Origin of the sequence: Clostridium ihumii AP5, assembly GCF_000612845.1 — a bacterium.
Classification (GTDB): Bacteria; Bacillota; Clostridia; order Clostridiales; family Clostridiaceae; genus Clostridium_J; species Clostridium_J ihumii.
On sequence record NZ_CCAT010000065.1, the window covers coordinates 94,227 to 114,068 of the forward strand.

General features: G+C 27.0%; 23 protein-coding genes. All 23 read right to left on the reverse strand.

Features of this window, described 5'->3' with window-relative positions; translation table 11 throughout:
* Nucleotides 1-9 precede the first annotated feature (9 nt).
* The gene (gene spoIVB, locus BN346_RS13665; protein WP_081771021.1) at nt 10-1,197 is read right to left on the reverse strand and encodes a SpoIVB peptidase; all 1,188 of its coding nucleotides are present in this window, start codon (nt 1,195-1,197) and stop codon (nt 10-12) included.
* Nucleotides 1,198-1,605: 408 nt separating this feature from the next.
* Nucleotides 1,606-3,300, reverse strand: coding sequence for a DNA repair protein RecN (recN, locus tag BN346_RS13670; RefSeq protein WP_040329333.1), 1,695 nt, complete (start codon nt 3,298-3,300; stop codon nt 1,606-1,608).
* Between the two features lie 12 nt (nt 3,301-3,312).
* Entirely contained in the window at nt 3,313-3,765 is a 453-nt protein-coding gene (locus tag BN346_RS13675; protein ID WP_040329334.1) for an arginine repressor, read from the reverse strand.
* The gene (locus BN346_RS13680) at nt 3,762-4,616 is read right to left on the reverse strand and encodes an NAD(+)/NADH kinase (protein ID WP_040329335.1); all 855 of its coding nucleotides are present in this window, start codon (nt 4,614-4,616) and stop codon (nt 3,762-3,764) included. The genes BN346_RS13675 and BN346_RS13680 overlap by 4 nt, the downstream gene beginning before the upstream one ends.
* On the reverse strand, nt 4,613-5,440 hold the full coding sequence (locus tag BN346_RS13685; RefSeq protein ID WP_040329336.1) for a TlyA family RNA methyltransferase: 828 nt from the start codon (nt 5,438-5,440) through the stop codon (nt 4,613-4,615). The genes BN346_RS13680 and BN346_RS13685 overlap by 4 nt, the downstream gene beginning before the upstream one ends.
* A gap of 151 nt (nt 5,441-5,591) precedes the next feature.
* On the reverse strand, nt 5,592-7,460 hold the full coding sequence (gene dxs / locus BN346_RS13690; protein WP_040329337.1) for a 1-deoxy-D-xylulose-5-phosphate synthase: 1,869 nt from the start codon (nt 7,458-7,460) through the stop codon (nt 5,592-5,594).
* Between the two features lie 373 nt (nt 7,461-7,833).
* Nucleotides 7,834-8,700 (reverse strand): polyprenyl synthetase family protein, encoded by an 867-nt coding sequence (locus BN346_RS13695; RefSeq protein WP_040329339.1) that lies wholly within the window; start codon nt 8,698-8,700, stop codon nt 7,834-7,836.
* Between the two features lie 24 nt (nt 8,701-8,724).
* Nucleotides 8,725-8,943 carry an exodeoxyribonuclease VII small subunit gene (locus tag BN346_RS13700; protein WP_040329340.1) on the reverse strand — a complete coding sequence of 73 codons (219 nt, stop codon included), beginning with the start codon at nt 8,941-8,943 and terminating at the stop codon, nt 8,725-8,727.
* On the reverse strand, nt 8,943-10,148 hold the full coding sequence (gene xseA, locus BN346_RS13705) for an exodeoxyribonuclease VII large subunit (protein ID WP_040329342.1): 1,206 nt from the start codon (nt 10,146-10,148) through the stop codon (nt 8,943-8,945). The genes BN346_RS13700 and xseA overlap by 1 nt, the downstream gene beginning before the upstream one ends.
* The gene (locus BN346_RS13710) at nt 10,141-10,986 is read right to left on the reverse strand and encodes a bifunctional 5,10-methylenetetrahydrofolate dehydrogenase/5,10-methenyltetrahydrofolate cyclohydrolase (protein ID WP_040329343.1); all 846 of its coding nucleotides are present in this window, start codon (nt 10,984-10,986) and stop codon (nt 10,141-10,143) included. The genes xseA and BN346_RS13710 overlap by 8 nt, the downstream gene beginning before the upstream one ends.
* A 32-nt stretch (nt 10,987-11,018) precedes the next feature.
* Nucleotides 11,019-11,423 (reverse strand): transcription antitermination factor NusB, encoded by a 405-nt coding sequence (gene nusB, locus BN346_RS13715; RefSeq protein ID WP_040329344.1) that lies wholly within the window; start codon nt 11,421-11,423, stop codon nt 11,019-11,021.
* A 285-nt stretch (nt 11,424-11,708) separates the two neighbouring features.
* Nucleotides 11,709-12,110 carry an Asp23/Gls24 family envelope stress response protein gene (locus tag BN346_RS13720; protein ID WP_040329346.1) on the reverse strand — a complete coding sequence of 134 codons (402 nt, stop codon included), beginning with the start codon at nt 12,108-12,110 and terminating at the stop codon, nt 11,709-11,711.
* 75 nt (nt 12,111-12,185) lie between these two features.
* Nucleotides 12,186-12,713, reverse strand: coding sequence for a SpoIIIAH-like family protein (locus BN346_RS13725; RefSeq protein ID WP_040329347.1), 528 nt, complete (start codon nt 12,711-12,713; stop codon nt 12,186-12,188).
* 41 nt (nt 12,714-12,754) lie between these two features.
* Nucleotides 12,755-13,456: a stage III sporulation protein AG gene (gene spoIIIAG, locus BN346_RS13730; RefSeq protein WP_040329349.1), complete on the reverse strand. Its 702-nt coding sequence runs from the start codon at nt 13,454-13,456 to the stop codon at nt 12,755-12,757.
* A 39-nt stretch (nt 13,457-13,495) separates the two neighbouring features.
* Nucleotides 13,496-14,077, reverse strand: coding sequence for a stage III sporulation protein AF (gene spoIIIAF, locus BN346_RS13735; RefSeq protein ID WP_040329351.1), 582 nt, complete (start codon nt 14,075-14,077; stop codon nt 13,496-13,498).
* Between the two features lie 77 nt (nt 14,078-14,154).
* Entirely contained in the window at nt 14,155-15,327 is a 1,173-nt protein-coding gene (gene spoIIIAE, locus BN346_RS13740) for a stage III sporulation protein AE (protein WP_040329352.1), read from the reverse strand.
* Between the two features lie 22 nt (nt 15,328-15,349).
* Nucleotides 15,350-15,733 (reverse strand): stage III sporulation protein AD, encoded by a 384-nt coding sequence (gene spoIIIAD, locus BN346_RS13745; protein WP_040329353.1) that lies wholly within the window; start codon nt 15,731-15,733, stop codon nt 15,350-15,352.
* A gap of 11 nt (nt 15,734-15,744) precedes the next feature.
* On the reverse strand, nt 15,745-15,942 hold the full coding sequence (gene spoIIIAC / locus BN346_RS13750) for a stage III sporulation protein AC (RefSeq protein WP_040329355.1): 198 nt from the start codon (nt 15,940-15,942) through the stop codon (nt 15,745-15,747).
* Between the two features lie 12 nt (nt 15,943-15,954).
* The gene (spoIIIAB, locus tag BN346_RS13755) at nt 15,955-16,473 is read right to left on the reverse strand and encodes a stage III sporulation protein SpoIIIAB (RefSeq protein WP_040329357.1); all 519 of its coding nucleotides are present in this window, start codon (nt 16,471-16,473) and stop codon (nt 15,955-15,957) included.
* Nucleotides 16,470-17,387, reverse strand: coding sequence for a stage III sporulation protein AA (spoIIIAA, locus tag BN346_RS13760; protein WP_423219654.1), 918 nt, complete (start codon nt 17,385-17,387; stop codon nt 16,470-16,472). Before spoIIIAA ends, spoIIIAB begins: the two co-directional genes overlap by 4 nt.
* A 173-nt stretch (nt 17,388-17,560) precedes the next feature.
* Nucleotides 17,561-18,118 (reverse strand): elongation factor P, encoded by a 558-nt coding sequence (efp, locus tag BN346_RS13765; RefSeq protein WP_040329360.1) that lies wholly within the window; start codon nt 18,116-18,118, stop codon nt 17,561-17,563.
* Between the two features lie 80 nt (nt 18,119-18,198).
* On the reverse strand, nt 18,199-19,269 hold the full coding sequence (locus BN346_RS13770) for a M24 family metallopeptidase (RefSeq protein ID WP_040329361.1): 1,071 nt from the start codon (nt 19,267-19,269) through the stop codon (nt 18,199-18,201).
* A gap of 121 nt (nt 19,270-19,390) precedes the next feature.
* On the reverse strand, nt 19,391-19,828 hold the full coding sequence (gene aroQ, locus BN346_RS13775) for a type II 3-dehydroquinate dehydratase (protein WP_040329362.1): 438 nt from the start codon (nt 19,826-19,828) through the stop codon (nt 19,391-19,393).
* Between the last annotated feature and the right edge of the window lie 14 nt (nt 19,829-19,842).

Below are 19,842 nucleotides of genomic sequence, written 5' to 3' on the forward strand. Positions count from 1 at the left end.
AAAATCTATCTATTTTGATAAAATATCTGCATCCTTTAACATCCAATCTATATAAACTCCATAACCAGTATCCGGTTTATTAATTAAAACATGAGTTACAGCACCTACAATTTTACCATCTTGTATTATAGGACTTCCACTCATACCTTGAACTATTCCTCCCACCTCTTCTAAAAATTTTTCATCAGTTATCTTTATTACCATGCTTTTTGATCCTGGAGAACTTTGTGTTAATAATTTTTCAATTTCAATATCATAAAATTTAGGTTCAGTTCCTTCTACGGTTGTTAATATTTTTGCCGGTCCTACTTTTATTTCTTCTCTTTTTGCAACTGGTAAAGGTTCACTATAAACTTGATTTTTTAATGTATCTTTACCTTGACCAAATATTCCACATTCTGTGTTATTTTCAATTTTTCCAAGAGAAGTTTCTTCTTCTATAAATATTCCTCTTAATTCTCCTGGATTTCCTTTAGTACCCTTTCTTACTGACACAATATTAGAAGACAAAATTTCACCATTAGCAATAGACATTATATTTCCCGTGTCTACATCTGTAATTGGATGACCTAACGCTCCGAATTTTTTACTTTTTGCATCATAAAAAGTTAATGTTCCTACTCCAGCTGTAGAATCTCTAACCCACAATCCTATTTTATATTTATCATCATTTAAACTTTTTACAGGTTTTAATTCTAATTGCAATACTTCATCTTTTCTTTGAACTGTAATTTTTACCTCTTCTCCATCGCATCTATTAATGTAAGTTGCTACATCTTCAGAGCTTTGTACTTGTTCATTGTTTATTTTTAATATACTATCACCGATTTGTATTCCAGCTTTTGCTCCTGGACTTATTATACCTTTTTCAGTTTCTATATCAGAAATAGCAATTACTAAAGCACCTTTTGTATTTAATTTTATACCTAATGGCTGACCTCCAGGATATAATTTTATTTCGGAAGTTGTAGCATATAAATCTTTTTTTGTAGGTATACTTTCATTATTAATATTACTTACTTTTAAATCAATGTCATGTTCTTTTGCATTATTACTTTCATCCAATGCACAAACATTATCTTTATTTAGCTTAAATGCTAGTTCTATCTTGTCATATACATTATTATATATGTTTATACTAACAAATAGCATTATAGCTGTAATAAATGATAATATAGTATTTCTATGTTTGTTCATAATGCTATACCTCCTTGCAACTTTATAATTTTAAATTTCCCTCATTCTGTTCATATTATGTTGATATTATATTTCTTTAAAAGTTAAAATAATTAGTTAATTGTATTATTTTCATATACACTTTTTGTAATGATATTTATTTTATTAGACTTTTCTTAGTCTTAAATTAAATGCTTTATATTATAGTATATTCTTTATATCTTTTTAAATTTTAAATTATTTTTAACCTTTTGTAATATTTTCATTATATTTACATATTTTTATTGTTTTTAAATTTTAATTTATGTAATTGTAGAATTATTTTTTTAATTTGCAAAAAAGTCATAGCATTATTTTATGGTTTTTTATTTTTTATATGTATGTTTTATTATAAAAAAAAATTTAGCAATAATTATTGCTAAAATTTTTTTAAACTATATTTCTTTTTAATATCTCAGCCATTTCAATCATTTCTTCTGCATTTTCTAGTGTAAGCTTAGTTACCTCACTACCACCAATCATTCTTGCTATTTCATACTTTTTATCACACTTACTCATTTTCCTTACATTTGTTACTGTAGTATTTTCAGTTGATTCTTTAGCTATTAAATAATTATGATCTGCCATACTTGCAATTTGTGGAAGGTGAGTTACACAAAATACTTGGTGATTTTTAGATATTAAATACATTTTTTCTCCAACTCTTTGTGCTATTCTACCACTTATTCCAGTGTCTATTTCATCAAATATAACTGTTGGTATTTCATCCTTATCAACAAAAACTGTTTTTAGTGCTAGCATTATTCTAGATAGTTCTCCACCAGATACTATCTCTTCTAAGGGCTGTAGTGGTTGTCCTGGATTTGTAGCTATGTTAAACTGAACTTTATCCATTCCATTAATATAAAACTGCTCTGTAAGTTTAACATCTATTCTAAAAACACTTTTATTAAGTCCTATGTAATCTAATTCGTGTTTAACTTTTTTCTCAAGTTCAGCACTTATTTCTAATCTAATATTATGAATTTCTAAAGCTTTATTTTTCATTTCTTCTTGAATTACTTCTTTTTTCTGTTCTAATTTTTCTATTATTTCTCCACTATTAGAAAGTTCATCATATTTTTCTTCTAATTGCTTCTTATGTTTTAAAACTTCTTCTATAGTTTCTCCATACTTTTTCTTACAAACGCCTAACTGATATATTCTTGAATTTATGTATTCTAATTCTTTTTCATCATAATAAATATTGTCTTTTAACACTCTTATTTCATCAATATTTTCTTCTATAAGATAATATGAGCTTTCTAATGAATCTGCTATAGTTTTTATTTCAGTTTTATTATTTTCTATAGTTCTCAATTCTCTAATAACATAAGATAAATTGTCTATTAAAGAAGGTACTTCATCTCCACCTAATTTTAAATAGTTATAAGATAAAACTAAACTTTTCTCTATTTTTTCAGCATTTGATAAAAAAGAAAATTTTTCTTCTAGTTCTTCGTCTTCTCCAATTTTAGGATTAACTCCATTTATCTCATCAATTTGAAATTTTATGAAATCCATATTTTTTTCTCTATCGTTATTGTTTCCTTTTAGTTCTCTAATTTTACTTTCAATATTTGCAAGTTCTGTATACATTTTTTCATACTCAATTAAAAGCTTTTCAATATTTTCACTTCCAAAAGAGTCCACATATATTATGTGATTAGAATTATCTAACAGATTTTGATTTTCATGTTGTCCATGTATATCTAATATAGTTTCACTTAACATCTTAACTTTAGATAATATTAACGTTTTCCCATTAACTTTTGCTATTGATTTGCCTGTGTTAAAGCTTTCTCTTGTTATTACTACAACATCATCACAATCAATTTCCAAGTTTTCTAGTATCGCTTTGGTTTTTTCATTTTCTAAAGTAAATATAGCTTCAACTACTGTTTTTTCTGTTCCAACCCTTATTAAATTCTTATTAAATTTTCCACCTAATACATAGTTAATTGCATCTATTAAAATAGATTTTCCTGCTCCAGTTTCTCCAGATAGAACATTAAATCCATTTTCAAAATCGATTGATAAATTCTCTATTAATGCAAAATTCTTTATATTTAATTGTAATAACATCTATCTATCATCCTATCTATGAATCAAATTTTCAATTTCTCTTAACACTTCATCTGTTTTCCCTTGGCCTCTTGTAATTACTAAAACTGTATTATCTCCAGCTATTGTTCCAATTACACCATCAAATTCAAAAGAATCTAATGCATCTGCCGCTAAAGCTGCTGATGCTGATATTGTTTTTACAACTAAAAAATTATCTATTCTTTCAACTGATATTGCAGTTTTAGAAAACATAGTTGCCATGGCATTAGGACTATATCCTTTTAATTTTGTAGATGCAGCATATTTATATCTTCCATTGTGTGATAAAATTTTTATAAGATTTAATTCTTTAATATCTCTTGATACTGTAGCTTGTGTTACGCTTATACCTTCTTCTCTTAGTTTCTCAGCCAATTCCTCTTGTGTTTCTATATCTTCATTTTTTATTATTTCATAAATTTTTTCATGACGTAAACTTTTCACGAATTATCACCCTCACACTCTATAGACCTCGAAATTATTTTTTTACGCAATAATTTAAAATAATTATAGTCTTCAAATTTTATTAAATTACACTTCCTTGGAAGAATTTCTATAACAACTTCTTCACCATTATTTATTTCTATAACAGACTGTCCATCTACAGATAAATAAACCTTCTCATTATGAGAATCAACTTTAATCCTCAATATATTTTCTGAGTGTAACACTATTGTTTTAATTCCTACTGATACTGGACAAATAGGTGTAACAGAAATAACATCCAATGTAGGATAAATAATAGGTCCACCTGCTGATAACGAATAAGCTGTTGATCCTGTTGGTGTAGCTATTATTAAACTATCAGCTTTATAGTTTATATAAAATGTATCATCAATATATATATCATAGCTTACAACACTTGCTAATGTATCTTTTAATATAGCTATTTCATTAAGTGCAGAATAATAAATTTCTTTGTCTCTTTTAGGCAATGAACATTTAATCATCATTCTCTTACTTATACTATATTTATTTTCTAATATGTTTTTTATTGCTTCTTCTATCTCTGAAAATTCTATACTAGATAAAAAACCTAAATGTCCTATGTTTACAGGAAGAATAGGTGTTTCAAACTTTTCTACTGCTCTTGCAACTCTTAGTATAGTTCCATCTCCACCAAGAGCAATAACAAAATCTAATTTTCTATTTTCTTCATTGTCTAATTCTATTGAATCATAAAACCTCTTAATTTTGCAAGATTTAAAATACTTATTCACAAGTCCTTCTACTTGTGTCATTATTTTCCCATCTACATCCTTTGTAGAATTTATGTTTATACCTATAAATTTCATACTTCCTCCAGTGATAATCTTGAGTGTGCTTCTTTTACTAGATTTGAAACTTTATATATATCAAAACTCTTATCTATTTCATTTTTACTTTTTTTAAAGTTAATTAAGTATTCAATGTTTCCATTTGGTCCTTTTATTGGTGAATAATCTAACTTTTCCACCTTTAAATTTAAACCTTCTAAAAGTGCTACTATTTTAAGTAGTACATTTATATGGTCTTCTTCTTTTTTTACTACACCTTTTTTATTTACTTTTCCCCTACCAACTTCAAATTGTGGCTTTATAAGTGCAACTACTGTTCCATTTTCATTCAAAAGTTCTGAAACAGCTGGAATAACTTTTTCTAAAGATATAAAAGATACATCTATTGAAGCAAAATCACATAGTTCTCCTATATCATCATTAGTTACATATCTTATATTTACACCTTCCATTGATATAACTTTAGGATTTTCTCTTAACTCTCTAACTAATTGATCATGTCCTACATCTATAGCATACACTTTAGATGCTCCATTTTCTAGCATACAGTGTGTAAATCCTCCAGTTGAAGCTCCTATATCTAAGCAAATTTTATCTTTTAGTTCAATTTCAAACTGTTTTATTGCTTTTTCTAGTTTTAGTCCACCTCTACTTACATATGGAATAACTTCACCTTTAAATTCTATCTCTGAATTTTCATCTACTTTTTTTCCAGCTTTTGTTTCCTTTTTTCCATTTATATAAATTTTACCTTCACTTATATATTCTTTTGCTTTTTCTCTAGATGTAGCAAATCCTTTATCACATACTAATACATCTACCCTTATTAAAGTATCACTCATATAAACTCCTTTATGTAACTCTAAATATGTTCATCTTTATTTTTTTATCTATAGGGTTCCAAGTCCAAAATTAAAATATAAACAACTTAATTTTTAACTTTAAAACCCTATATAGAGTTATAAACTAAATTTTAGTTTATAACTCTACAGTTTACAATTCATTTTTTATTTTGTTATAAATTCCATTAGAATCTAATCCATATGTTTTATATAAAATATCTACATTTCCATGTGGTATAAATTCATCGTTAAATCCTAAATTAATAACTTTTATATTATTATTAATTTTATTTACGTGTTGTAAAACAAGTGTTCCAAGACCCCCATTAATAACATTATCTTCGATTGTTACTATTTTTTCAAAGCCATTTTCTATTAAATCTTCTATTAATTTAGTATCTATAGGCTTTATAAAACACGCATTTACAACAGTAATATCTATATTTTCATTTAATAGCTTTTCTCTTACTAAAACTGCACTTTGAACCATTTTTCCAGTTGCTATAACTGCTATTTTCCCTTTAGGTTCTTGCAACACTTCCCATTTACCTTTTTCTATAGCTTTCATTGATGATAAATGAACATTAGGATTGTCTCCACCTCTTGGATATCTTATAGCAATCGGATAATTTGCATTCACTGCAAATTTTAGCATTTCTTTAAGTTCATCAACACATTTAGGACTCATAATTGTCATATTTGGTATATGTGACAAATATGATAAATCAAAAATACCTTGATGTGTTTCTCCATCTTGCCCTACTATTCCTGCTCTATCTATAGCAAATACAACCGGTAGATTTTGAAGTGCTACATCATGTACTATTTGGTCATATGCTCTTTGAAGGAAAGTTGAATAAACTGCAAATACAGGTTTCAATCCTGAAACTGCCATACCTGCTGCCATAGTGACTGCGTGTTGTTCTGCTATACCAACATCAAAAAACCTTTTTGGAAACTTCTTAGAAAACTCTCCAAGACCAGTACCTTCTGGCATTGCAGCTGTAATTGAAACAACCTCTGGCATTTGTTTTGCAATATCAACCATTGTATCTCCAAACATTGAAGAGTAGCTTTTGCTACTACTTCCATTCATCTTTCCATTATCACAATTAAATGGACCTACACCATGAAATTTATTTGGAAATTTTTCTGCAAAAGTATAGCCTTTACCTTTTTTAGTTATAGCATGTATAATTACAGGTCCATTATATTCTTTAGCCATTTTTAAAACTTTACTCATTTCCTTTATATTATGACCATCTATAGGACCTAAATATTTTATTCCCATGTCTTCAAAAAACATTCCTGGTACTAAAATTTGTTTTATGCCATCTTTAATTTTATGTATGGAATTTACCATTCCTTTACCAACGTTTGGTATTTTCTCAAGCTTGTTGGTTACGTCATTTTTAAGTCTATTATAACCATTATCAAGCCTTATTTCACTTAAGTAAGAAGATACTCCCCCTACATTTTTAGATATGGACATTTCATTATCATTTAATATAATTATGACTTTTGTTTTTTTATCTCCCACATCATTTAACGCTTCCATAGCCATTCCACCTGTTAAAGCACCATCTCCAATGACAGCAATAACATTTGAGTTTTCTTTTTTTAGGTCTCTTGCACGAGCCATACCAACTGCTGCAGATATAGATGTACTACTATGTCCTGTATTAAAGAAATCATATATACTTTCTTCCCTTTTAGGAAATCCACTTAATCCATTAAATGATCTTAATGTGTCAAAGTCACCTTTTCTTCCAGTTAATATTTTATGAACATAACTTTGATGTCCTACATCCCAAATTACTTTGTCACTATTAAAGTCAAATACATTAAATAAACTAATAGTTAGCTCAACTATTCCTAAGTTTGATGCTAAATGTCCTCCAGTTTGTGAAACTTTATCTATTAAAAACTCTCTAATTTCTCCCGCAAATTCATTTAGCTCTACTAAATTCATGTACCTAATACTATTAAAATCCTTATAATCATGTAAGTATTTTGTCATTTTCATTATCCTCTTTTACAAAATATATTATTTTTGTAACCATAAAAAATATATTATCTATAATTTTATATAAATAGTAATTTTCCCATCATATATCCCATTTCATATATAAATATATAAATTTGTATAAAAGTATATATTTATACAATAAAATAATTATTTATTTATCGATTAAATCACTTTAAACTTTATTATAAATGTATATTTTAGTTTTTATTTTGCTATTTGCAAGTAAAATTATATCATATCATATTAAAATATCAAAATTGATATTTTTTTAAAGTCATCACTATCATTTTGGACACATTAGTCATAAAATAAGTTCAAAATTTTTCAAACATCCTATCTACTATATAATTTTGCTTTGTACTTACTAATAATTTCTAACCAGTAAAAATTCTGTAAGTTCTTTCAACTCCGTTGTATCCCCTTTTAGAGAGTTTAATAACTCTATACATTCATTTGTTAATTTAATACACTGTTTCTTACATTCATCCATTCCATACATTGTTATAAAGTTTGTTTTTAAGTTGTCTTTATCACTTAAACTTTTTCCAGCAATTTTTTCATCACCAGTATAATCTAATATGTCATCTTTAATTTGAAAAGCTAACCCTAAATTTTCTCCATACTTTTCAAGAATTTTTAGTTCATCAGAACTTGCTTCTCCAAGTGTTGCACCTGCCAATATAGATGCTTTTATAAGTTTACCCGTTTTATTTTTATGCATCATAAGTAGCATTTCTTCCGATATGCTTTTTCCTTCACTTTCAATATCTATGATTTGCCCTAATATCATTCCTTCTGCTCCAGCAGATTTAGCTATTATATTAGAAGCTTCTATTTTTCTCATTTCAGCATTCATACATTCATTAAACATTAATATCATAGCTTCATTTAAAAGTGCATCACCAGCTAAAACTGCTCTAGCTTCTCCAAAGACTTTATGATTAGTTGGCTTTCCTCTTCTTAAATCATCATTATCCATACTTGGTAAATCATCATGTATTAATGAATATGTATGTATCATTTCCATTGCTGTAGCAAATGGAAGTGCCTCTGAAGTATCTTCTTTGTATAAACTATATGTCAAAAGTAAAAGAATTGGTCTTATTCTCTTTCCACCTATAGTCAAACTATATACCATTGGCTTTAAATACTCTTTAATTTCACTAGGTTTCGAATTAAAATAATCCAATATATAATTTTCTATTAAAACTTTAAAATCATTATTTTTCATAATTAATTCCTCACTAATCTCATATTACTCTACTATTTCAAACTCTTCTTCTTTGTCTTCAGATAGTACTTTTATCTTTCCTTCATAAGCATTAAGAAGTTTATAAAGTTCATTGCATAATTTTATACCATCTTCATATTTTTTCATAGATTCATCTAATGTAAGATCTCCATCTTCCATTACATTTATAATATCAGTAAGCTTTAAAAGTTTATCTTCGTAACTTTCTTTTTTTCTTGGCATTACTCTTCATTCATCCTTTCTATTTTAAAGGTTCCTTTTCCATCCTTTAGTAAAATCTTTACCTTTTTTTCATCTTTTAATTCATTTATTGAAGATATTACATGTTTTTCATTATCATATATAAGAGAGTATCCTTTATTTAATATATTTAATGGATTATGTGCTCCTAAAAGTTCATAGTTTTTTTGCACTTCTCTTAGTTGATATTCCAATATCTTTTTCATTTTATGCCCTAATATTTCTTTTTTATTATCTATAATATTGTATTGATTAACTAAAAAATTTTTAGGGCTATTTAGTTCAAGTACTTTTTTGTACATTTCTAAATTTTTTTTATTTTTCAACATTTCAGATTTTATGTTGTTTGTAAGCATTCCTCTTATATTTAATAATCTTTCATTTAATTCTTCTATTGTTGGCACTACTATTTCTGCTGCTTGTGATGGTGTTGATGCTCTCTTGTCACTAACAAAATCACTTATAGTAAAGTCTGTTTCATGTCCTATTCCCGTAACTATAGGTTTTTTAGATTTTGCAATAGCTCTTGCTACAATCTCTTCATTAAACGCCCATAATTCTTCTATAGACCCTCCACCTCTTGCCAATATTATAACATCAATATCAGTAATAGAATTTAATTTTTCTATTCCTTTAACTATATCATATTTAGCATTAATTCCTTGTACTAATGATGGATATATTAAAATATCTACTTTATCATTTCTTCTTCTTGTAACATTTATTATATCTCTTATTGCTGCACCTGTACTAGATGTTATGACACCTATTTTTCTTGGAAACATAGGTATGTCTATTTTATTTTCAAAGTCAAATAATCCTTCTTCTTCTAATTTTCTCTTAAGCTTTTCGAATTCTATATATAAATTTCCAACCCCATCAATTTCCATACCATCACAATATAATTGATAAACACCTTCTTTTTCATAAACAGATATTCTCCCATTAACAAGAACATTCATACCATTTTCTGGTATGAATGTTAATGAATTTGCATTACTTTTAAACATAACGCAGTTTATTTTTGAAGAATTATCTTTTAGTGAAAAATAAATGTGTCCACTACTATGAATTTTAACATTGGATAATTCACCTTTTACATTTGCATTTCTAAGTATAAAATCATTATCTAATGTCTTTTTTATATAATTGTTTAAAGTGGATACTGTTATTATTTTACTATACATTCTTCTCCCATGCCTCACATGTATTTTTTATAAGCATTGTTGTTGTCATAGCTCCAACTCCACCTGGCACTGGTGTAACAAGTGATGCTATATCTATAACTTCATCATAAAGTACATCACCTTTAATTTTTCCCTCTACCATTGTTGTTCCTACATCAATAACAATTGCTCCTTCTTTTACAAAATTCTTTGTAACAAAAGCTGGTCTTCCAATTGCAGATACTAAAATATCTGCATCTTTGCATACTTCACTTAAGTTTTTAGTTCTTGAGTGACATATTGTAACTGTTGCATTTTCATTTAATAGAAGTTGTGCTGCTGGTTTACCAACTATATTACTTCTACCTATGATAACTGCCTTTTTTCCTTCTATGTTATTTTCTACAGATTTTATTATTTCTATAACACTTTTAGCTGTACATGGTATAAAACATTTTTCACCTTTATATAGCTTTCCAATATTAACATCTGTAAGTCCATCAATATCTTTTTCATAATTTATTGAAGAAGTTATTAGTTTTTCATTAAATTTCTTTGGTAATGGTAATTGAAGTATTATTCCATCAACATTCTTATCTTCATTTAAGTTTTTTATTTCATTTAAAAGTTCTTCTTCTGTTATACTTTCTTCCAATATTATTGAAGTGTATTTAACGCCTAAAGATTCACTAAGTTTTTGTTGATTTTTCATATAGGAAATTGATCCCCCATCATTTCCTACTAATATTGCTACCATGGATGGTTTTCTAACACCTTTAGCAACCTTTTCCTCAATATTTCTTTTTATTTCTTCTCTATGAGCTTTAGCGATTTCTTTTCCGTCTATTTTAATGCCCATTGAAATCCCCCCTTTTATTAATACAATATATACTATATATTCTTTATTATACTGTTTAATACTCCATTAATAAAGGCTGAAGAGTTATCTTCTCCATATTTCTTTGAAAGTTCTATTCCTTCATTCATAGAAACCTTCTCTGGTATATCTTCTTCAAATAATATTTCTGCTGTAGCTAATCTTAAAATTGCTAAATTTATTTTAGAAATTCTTTCTATAGTCCATTTAACTAGATTTTTAGATATAATTTCATCTATTTTTTCTTTATTTTCTTCAACAGTTTTTAGCATTCTTATTAAATACTCAAAATCTACATCATCTATTTTAGTATCAGTGTTTTCTTTAAAATTATTTATAGTCTCCATATAATTATCTTTGCTAATTGACATTTCAAATAATAGCTTCATAGCTATTTCCCTAGTTTTTCTTCTATTCATAAATTTCCTCCTATATATAAGCCATATCTCATGGCTTCAATATGATTAATATTTGTTATTATACTAAAATAATACTTTTTCATTCGAAATAATATTTATCAATTAAAATTAATATGTAATTTAAGTTCTTTTTTAATTATTGTTAATATGACAATATATTATTCAATTATTTTCAAACGAAAATAATTATATCATAAAATATACCTATTTGTGAAATTAAGTTTTAATTTTAATTATATAAAAATAATAAGAAGCCTTTCAACGTACATTGAAGGCTTCTTTTTATTAAACTTCTTGTTCTTTTTTTTCTTCTTTATCTGGTTTAGGGAGTATAACGTTTTGAATGTATATATTAACGGCAGAAACATTTAATCCTGTCATTGATTCTACAGTTCTTTTTACATTATTTTGAACTTTATAAGATATTTCAGATATATTAACACCATACTCAACAACCACATGTAGATCTATCATAGCACTATCTTGTTCAAGTGTTACTTTAACGCCTTTAGATACATTTTTTTTCATTGGAAATAACTGCGTTATTTCACCTGTCTTTGAACTCATTTCTATAATGCCATTTATCTCAGATGCTGCTAATCCAGCTATAATACTTACAACTTCATCAGATATTCTTACAATTCCAATTTCTTCATTTACTTCTTCAAATTGTTTGTTTTCTTCCATATTAGTACCCCCTTATTTCTCGTAGGTAAAAGTTGTTAGATTTATTATATCAGATAAAGAATTAGATTACAAACATTATTCTATTACCTTTATTTGAACGTCTTTTATATTTGCTTTGCTTATTACTATGTCCTTTATTTGTCTTAATTGTTGGTCACTTAATTCTTTTTGATTTTTTAGAACTATATTAGCTTTTTTATCGCCTAATTCACACACTGCATCTTCAAAGCCTTGAGATTTTAATGCTAATTCTATGTTAGTTTCTTTATCTCCTCTTAAAGCTAAAGTTTTATATTCTTCTGCAGCTTGTTGTTTTTGTTCTTTTGGTGTATTTTCATTATCTAGTAAGCTTTTTAATGATTGAGTTGCTTTATTTCTTGATTGTTCTCTGCTTAGCTTAGCTTCTGTAAAATAACTAGTGCTACTTGTTGATTTTGTCTTTTCATTTTTTAAACTTGTTTTGTTGTTCTTTAAAGCTGTTTTTTCTCCTATAACCTCGTTGTCATTTACATATAAAGGTGAGTTTACTTTAGTAGCAGCATATCCACATAATACTACAACTAATAATAATGTAGAAATGATTAGAGTCTGTTTTTTATTCATATTTATTCCCCCCAAAATTTTTATTTCTAACTAATTATATGCTAATCTTTCATAGGATATACCTGAACTTCACTTTCATTTAAACCAAATAAATTTGTAACTGCTTGACGCACTCTAAGTTCAGTTATTTGATCTGATGCACCTTGTGCAACTACACATACTCCTGTTATTTTAGGATTATATGTTTTAACTATGAGTGGAGATGTTTTAGATCCATCACTCTCCATAACTACTGTACTTCCCCCATTTTCTTGTGTAATGTTTCTTTGTCCTCCAGTTGTATCTTTTTCTTCTGTATTACTTTTAGAATCATTAACATTAAATGCTGGTATTTGTTCTTCTCCACCTTCAAAATAAATCATTGCTTCAACTTTTCCAACTCCATCAATCTTTTGTAAAATTTCAATAAGTTCACCTTGAATTTTTTCTTTATATGAAAGATTTTCTTTCACTGAACTATTAACTGCTTTTTCATTATTATTTTTATCTGTAACCATAACATTATTAATATTTTTAGAATCATTGAGGTCATTTGGAATAGATGCTTGTTTTGTATTTTTACTAAAAAAGCTTCCTATAATAAGCAACATAATTCCAATTATCAATAATACTGATAGGTTATAAATTCTACCATTTGATTTTTCTTTAGTTTTATTATTATCTTCTTTTTCATCATTTATACATTCTTTACTTTTATCTTTTGTATTACTAAATAATTGTTCTTTTATTTTCTTAAAATCCACATTTCTACCCCCTTACTAAATTCTTATCTTTACTTAATTTTATTTTCTACAAACCAATACACTCTCTTCTGATACATTATATTTGTTACTTATATACTTTTTTATTTCATTTGATGTCTCATCATTTGTGTTATCTACAGTCATAGCCTTATCATTTCCTATTTCTATTTTTTTTATTTTAGGAACAATACTATCACACAAAGCAACTTCTATACTTTCAATATTGAAAATTTTCTTTTCTTCATCAAAAGATGCTTTTACACTTGCTGTAAATTTTTTATCACTATATTTTGTTTGCAAATCCTCTATACATTGCTTTTCCATGTTTTTTTCAAAATTCTGAATTGTATTTTTTATATTTATATCTTTGTACTTTTCATAATCTACTTCATATTCCTTGTCAAAGATATACCCTGTTGATTTTTCTATTTCATCATAAATATTTATTTCCGAATTAAATAGTTTAACTATCGGATTAAGCATTATAACCACTAAGACAAGCCCTAATACAAATTTGCAATATTTTTTCATAGAATTATCCGGAAGTATCATTTGTACTGCAGTAATAAAAAACACTGCACTACTTAAAATTATTATAAAATTTCTTAACCCCTCTATCATAAAACTCATCCTTTTTCTATTTAATTTGTTAGATTCTTAATAGCTTGTACCAATAAGATTAAATTCAATATCTCTTTTTATATAAGTAATGAACTTTTCCCCGCAACCGCCACAATTGATATCATTATAAAAAACATTATACTTACACTTATTACACATGAACTTATAGTTATTAAGGAACTACCTGCTGAGTCTATAACTGATACTATTTTTTTATCACTTATTGGTTCTAAAACTGCTGCTGTAAGTTTATAAATTAAAGCCATTATTAGTATCTTTATTATTGGCATCAAAACTATTATAAGTACTACTATCAACCCAACAGTACTTATAGCATTTTTCAAAAGCATCGTATATCCTGCTACTGTTGAGATTGCATCTGATAAAGTTTTTCCTACTACTGGGATAAAATTATCTACTGCAAATTTAGCTGTTTTCATAGTAACTACATCTATACTTTTAGCTGCTATACTTCTTATTGTTATAGTCCCTATAAATACCGTTAAAAATATACCTTGTATCCATATAGCTGATTTTTTTATTAAATTAGTTAAATTACTTATTTTGTAATCATCACAAATATTATTTACAAAACTTAATACAAAACTCATTGTTATTAATGGAATTAAGACTAGAGAGTAAAATTTTGCTCCTATGCTACATATACCCATAATTATAGGATCCATTAGCATTGCCTCAGATAATCCCCCCATACTAGCAAGTAACATCATTAAAACTGGAAATAGTGCTGTTATAAAATCACTCATTTCTTTAATTGCATTTCTTGCAACATCTATACCTATAAAAAATCCTTTTGCTATAATTATTATCATGAGCGAGTAACATGCAAAGTGTGCAATATTCGATATGTTGTCAACTTTAAATGCTTGCTGCAAATTATTTAAAAGTGCACATACTATAGCAACTATAATCAATGAGCCTACAAGTTTAAATGAAGCTACAACTTCTTTAAATGCATACATTAAAAAATACTTTGAAATATCTTTTATAGATAAACCACCATCTCCATTTTTTATATAACTATCTACAAATTCTCTTGGATTTAAATTTCTTAATATCTCATAATCATTTTGAATATTTGATATATAATCGTACAGTGATTCTATCTTTTGTTTTTCTTCTTCTGTCATTTCAACATTACTATTTATATTACTATCACCATTTTGTACAGCTTGTACATGAACTGGTATAAATAATATTAAAATTAATATGAATAGAAACTTTTTCATACATATACCTCTTTTTTCACTTTTACAACATCTTTAATATAGTTTGTAAAACACCCATTAGAATTGGCATAGCCAAAGTAAGTATTAATATTTTTCCTGCAAATTCTACTTTAGATGCTATACTACCTTCTCCTGCATCCTTACACACTTCACTGCAAAAGGATGCTAAATATGCAATTGCTAAAATTTTGAAAATAACATCTAAATAAATAGCATCAATATTAGCTTTATTAGCTATAGTTTGTAAAAAGCTTATAACTATGTTTAATTTACTAATCACAAATATAAAAATAATTATTCCTGCTGAAGTACTTACTAATAGTGCTATATCACTTCTATTATGTTTTAATGTTTGTGCCATAAAGAGAGCTGCAAAAGCAAATCCTACTATTTGCAATATTTCCATAATGCCCTCCCTTAAAAATTAACTAATGTTTGTATTGATGAAAATAATTTTACTACAAGTGTTACAACCATCATTAGTATTATTACTATGCCTGCAAAGTTAACAATAGTTGCATAATCATCTCTTCCTCCACTTTTAAGAACTTTGTCTAATATTATAGTAATCATCCCCATTGCTCCTATTTTTAAAATCAATCCAAAATCTAACATTTTACTGCCCCCCTAAATAAATATTATTGTAATCATAGCTCCTATAGTAAAACCTAAATATCTGTACATTTTTAAATTCTTTTTTAATTTTTCTTCTCCATTTTCTATGTTTTTCTTCAAATTCATTATGGACAATTCAAACATATCTTCTTGGCTATCTAAATTTATCTCTCCTAAGGTTTTAGATAAATTTAAGAATATATCAACATCTTCTTTCAAAAATAATAATTCTTGTTTATATTTCTCAAAAGCCTTATAAAAAGCATCATAAACGCTATCACAAACACCTTCTTCTAAACTTTTCGATATGTGTATGAACACTTTATTTACAGGTTCTTTACTTCTTTCTGCTACAGTTGAAAATGCTTGATATAATAACGAATGACTATAACTTATTTCATTTTTCAAGTGATACATTGATCTTTCAAATTCTTTTAAGTTATTTACTCTTTTTTTTAAATTTTCACCATAAAGATATCCTATTAGAGAAGAAGTTATTAAAACTATACCTGCTCCTATAAACTTTATCACCTACAAACCTCCTTTATTTCTTTGCATTTTTCAAAGTCATAAATATATTCTATTGTTCCTATACCTTTTCTATTACTAAGTACAATTGCTCTTTTAAAAACAGCATTTTCCATTACTTCTTTAAATACAGGTCTTTTATATAAATCTTCTATATCAAATCCATGTATAGTTGTTATAAGATTTACACCTGAATTTAATGCTGCTATTATGCTTTCCATATCACTATGTGTTCCAATCTCATCACAAATTATTACTTCTGGCGACATACTTCTTATTGCCATAATTATGCCTTCACTTTTAGGACAACTATCCAATACATCTGTTCTATTTCCTACATTCATCTGTGGTATCCCCTTAAAACATGCTGCTATTTCACTTCTTTCATCTATAACAGTTATGTTTTTACCTTTTAAATTTATACCATCCCCATCAGAAATAATTCTGCAAAGATCTCTAAGTATTGTTGTCTTCCCACATTTTGGTGGAGAAATAATTATTGTATTAAGTATTTCTTTATTTCTAACAATATAAGGGATTAAATACTTAGAACAATTTACAACTTCCTTAGCAACCCGTATATTTATTGATGTTATATTTTTTATTGTTTTTACCACATTTTTTTCTGTTACTATGGTTCCACACAACCCTACTCTATGTCCACCTCTTATAGTTATATATCCATGTTTTATTTCGTTTTCAAATGCATATATAGAATAACTACTTATTTTTTGTAATATAAATTTTATATCTTCTGCACAAGGCTTGTACTCATATTTTTTTTCTATATTATTTATATATAGATATATTGGCTTGTCTATTTTTATTCTTATCTCTTGTAATTCATCTAACTTAGTATTATTTTCAACTATCATTCTTATATTCTTAGGTAAAATTTCAAGTATATCTCTTGTCATTTTTATCATCCTTTCATATTCCATTAATATTTAGTACTACATAAAATTATTACAAAATTTCAAAACTTTATTTTATATGTACAAAAAAATAAGCATAGTAATAACAGTTTTGTTATTACTATGCTTATCTTAAGGCTTGCTATACTAAATCAAACAAACCTAGCATATGTAGATTAAACTCTTTCCATATACTCTCCAGATCTTGTATCTATTCTTATAGTTTCTCCTTCATTTACGAATAAAGGTACTGGAACTATTGCTCCTGTTTCTACAGTTGCTGGTTTCATTACATTTGTTGCAGTGTTTCCTTTTACTGCTGGCTCTGTGTGAGTTATTACTAGCTCAACAAAGTTTGGCGCTTCTACAGAGAATGCTTCTCCTTTGTAGAATTTTATGATTGCAAACATATTTTCTTTTAAGAATTTTATAGCATCTTCAACTTTTTCATGGTTTAGTGGAATTTGTTCAAAAGTTTCTTGATCCATGAAATAATATAATTCTCCATCTGAATATAAATATTGCATTTCTTTTCTTTCAATTACTGCTTCTTGTAATTTAGCTGTTGGGTTGTAAGTTGTATCTGTTACTCCCCCAGTTATAACGTTTCTTAGTTTAGTTCTAACAAACGCAGCTCCTTTTCCCGGCTTAACGTGTAGGAAATCTATAACTGTATAAACTTGTCCATTCTCTTCAAAAGTAGTTCCTTTTCTTAAATCTCCTGCTGAAATCATTAGTGTTACCTCCTAATATAATAAATGTTATACCTATTGTTATATTTTAGTATAACCATAAGCAATAAAATTAGCATAAATTATTTTAAACATATTAATTCTTTTGGTGATTTTGAAAATACTTCGTAACCATCTTCTGTTACTAATATTATATCTTCTATTCTTACTCCACCAAAGTTTGGAATATAAATTCCTGGTTCATCTGTTATAACCATTCCTGGTTTTAATATTTCTTTACTTCTGAAATTAACCATTGGAAGCTCGTGAACTACTCTACCAACGCCATGACCAAGACCATGACCAAAGTATTCACCATAGCCTGCTTCTGTTATTATGTCTCTTGCTATTTTATCTAAATCATAACAAGATATTCCTGGTTTAACAGCTTTTAATGCAGCTTCTTGTGCTTTTAAAACTACATTATATATTTCTTTCATTTTTTCATTTGGTTCCCCTATAACTATAGTTCTAGTCATGTCAGAACAATATCCATCATACACTACACCGAAATCTAATGTCAAGAAGTCTCCATTTTCAACTACTTTTTCTGTTGCCATTCCATGAGGAAGTGATGATCTTACTCCAGATGCAACTATAGAAGGAAATGAAAGTCCAGTTGCTCCTAATTTTCTCATATAGAATTCTAATTCTAAACCTATTTCTCTTTCAGTCATTCCTGGTTTTATGAATTTTAGTATATGTTCAAAACCTTTATCGGCAATATTTTGAGCTTTTCTCATAATTTCTATTTCTTTTTCACATTTGATTTCTCTTAATGTTTCAATAACACCATTAAGAGGTATTAACTCACAGCTCACTGCTTCTTTATATGAATTATATAATTCATAAGTTAATACATTTTCTTCAAATCCTAATTTTTTTATATTAAACTCTTTAACAATTTTATCTAAAAAAGCTTCAAAAGGTCTTTGATATTCACGTACTTCATAATCTTTAACTTCTTGAGTTGCTTGTTCTGTAAATCTAGAATCAGTAATAAATATAGCTTTATCCATAGTTATTATTGAATAGCTTTCATCACCTTTAAATCCACTCATATAGTTTCTATTAACATCACCTTGTAGTAAGACAGCGTCTAAGCCTCTTTCTGCCATAACTTTTCTTAATGTTTCTATTCTTTTACTAAACATAATAATCTCACCTTTCCCTATTTCTTAGAAGAAATATTAGCTATAAATAATTATTTTAATATATAAGATATATATTTATTTATAAAATTTCTAAGGAGTTAGTAATAATTCGGATAATATTTTATCTTTTTAATACATTTAGTATACTATCTATTGCCGCGATGTACCCATAATACCCTAGCCCACTAATAACGCCATAGCATCCTTCACTTATGACACTTTTACGTCTATATTCTTCTCTTTTATAAATGTTGCTAATATGAACTTCGATAGTTATGATGTTATACGCTTTTATTGCATCTAAAATAGCAATACTGTAATGAGAGTATGCTCCTGGATTTATAACAACACCATCATATACACCTATTGCACTATGTAATTTATTTATAATTTCCCCTTCACAATTGTTTTGATAAAAATCAATTGTCAAATCTTTTGTGTTTTTAAACTTATCTAAAATAAGTTCATTGATATCATTTAAAGATAACTCGCCATAAATGCTAGTTTCTCTAATACTTAATAAATTAAGATTTGGACCATTAATAACTAAAATTTTCACAATACAAAACCACC

Coding starts and splice junctions, on each gene's coding strand:
- spoIVB (WP_081771021.1), bottom strand. CDS start 1,197: ATGAACAAACATAGAAATACTATATTATCATTTATTACAGCTATAATG.
- recN (WP_040329333.1), bottom strand. CDS start 3,300: ATGTTATTACAATTAAATATAAAGAATTTTGCATTAATAGAGAATTTA.
- BN346_RS13680 (WP_040329335.1), bottom strand. CDS start 4,616: ATGAAATTTATAGGTATAAACATAAATTCTACAAAGGATGTAGATGGG.
- BN346_RS13685 (WP_040329336.1), bottom strand. CDS start 5,440: ATGAGTGATACTTTAATAAGGGTAGATGTATTAGTATGTGATAAAGGA.
- dxs (WP_040329337.1), bottom strand. CDS start 7,460: ATGACAAAATACTTACATGATTATAAGGATTTTAATAGTATTAGGTAC.
- BN346_RS13695 (WP_040329339.1), bottom strand. CDS start 8,700: ATGAAAAATAATGATTTTAAAGTTTTAATAGAAAATTATATATTGGAT.
- BN346_RS13700 (WP_040329340.1), bottom strand. CDS start 8,943: ATGCCAAGAAAAAAAGAAAGTTACGAAGATAAACTTTTAAAGCTTACT.
- xseA (WP_040329342.1), bottom strand. CDS start 10,148: ATGTATAGTAAAATAATAACAGTATCCACTTTAAACAATTATATAAAA.
- BN346_RS13710 (WP_040329343.1), bottom strand. CDS start 10,986: ATGGGCATTAAAATAGACGGAAAAGAAATCGCTAAAGCTCATAGAGAA.
- nusB (WP_040329344.1), bottom strand. CDS start 11,423: ATGAATAGAAGAAAAACTAGGGAAATAGCTATGAAGCTATTATTTGAA.
- BN346_RS13720 (WP_040329346.1), bottom strand. CDS start 12,110: ATGGAAGAAAACAAACAATTTGAAGAAGTAAATGAAGAAATTGGAATT.
- BN346_RS13725 (WP_040329347.1), bottom strand. CDS start 12,713: ATGAATAAAAAACAGACTCTAATCATTTCTACATTATTATTAGTTGTA.
- spoIIIAF (WP_040329351.1), bottom strand. CDS start 14,077: ATGATAGAGGGGTTAAGAAATTTTATAATAATTTTAAGTAGTGCAGTG.
- spoIIIAE (WP_040329352.1), bottom strand. CDS start 15,327: ATGAAAAAGTTTCTATTCATATTAATTTTAATATTATTTATACCAGTT.
- spoIIIAD (WP_040329353.1), bottom strand. CDS start 15,733: ATGGAAATATTGCAAATAGTAGGATTTGCTTTTGCAGCTCTCTTTATG.
- spoIIIAC (WP_040329355.1), bottom strand. CDS start 15,942: ATGTTAGATTTTGGATTGATTTTAAAAATAGGAGCAATGGGGATGATT.
- spoIIIAA (WP_423219654.1), bottom strand. CDS start 17,387: ATGACAAGAGATATACTTGAAATTTTACCTAAGAATATAAGAATGATA.
- efp (WP_040329360.1), bottom strand. CDS start 18,118: ATGATTTCAGCAGGAGATTTAAGAAAAGGAACTACTTTTGAAGAGAAT.
- BN346_RS13770 (WP_040329361.1), bottom strand. CDS start 19,269: ATGTTTAGTAAAAGAATAGAAACATTAAGAAAAGTTATGGCAGAAAGA.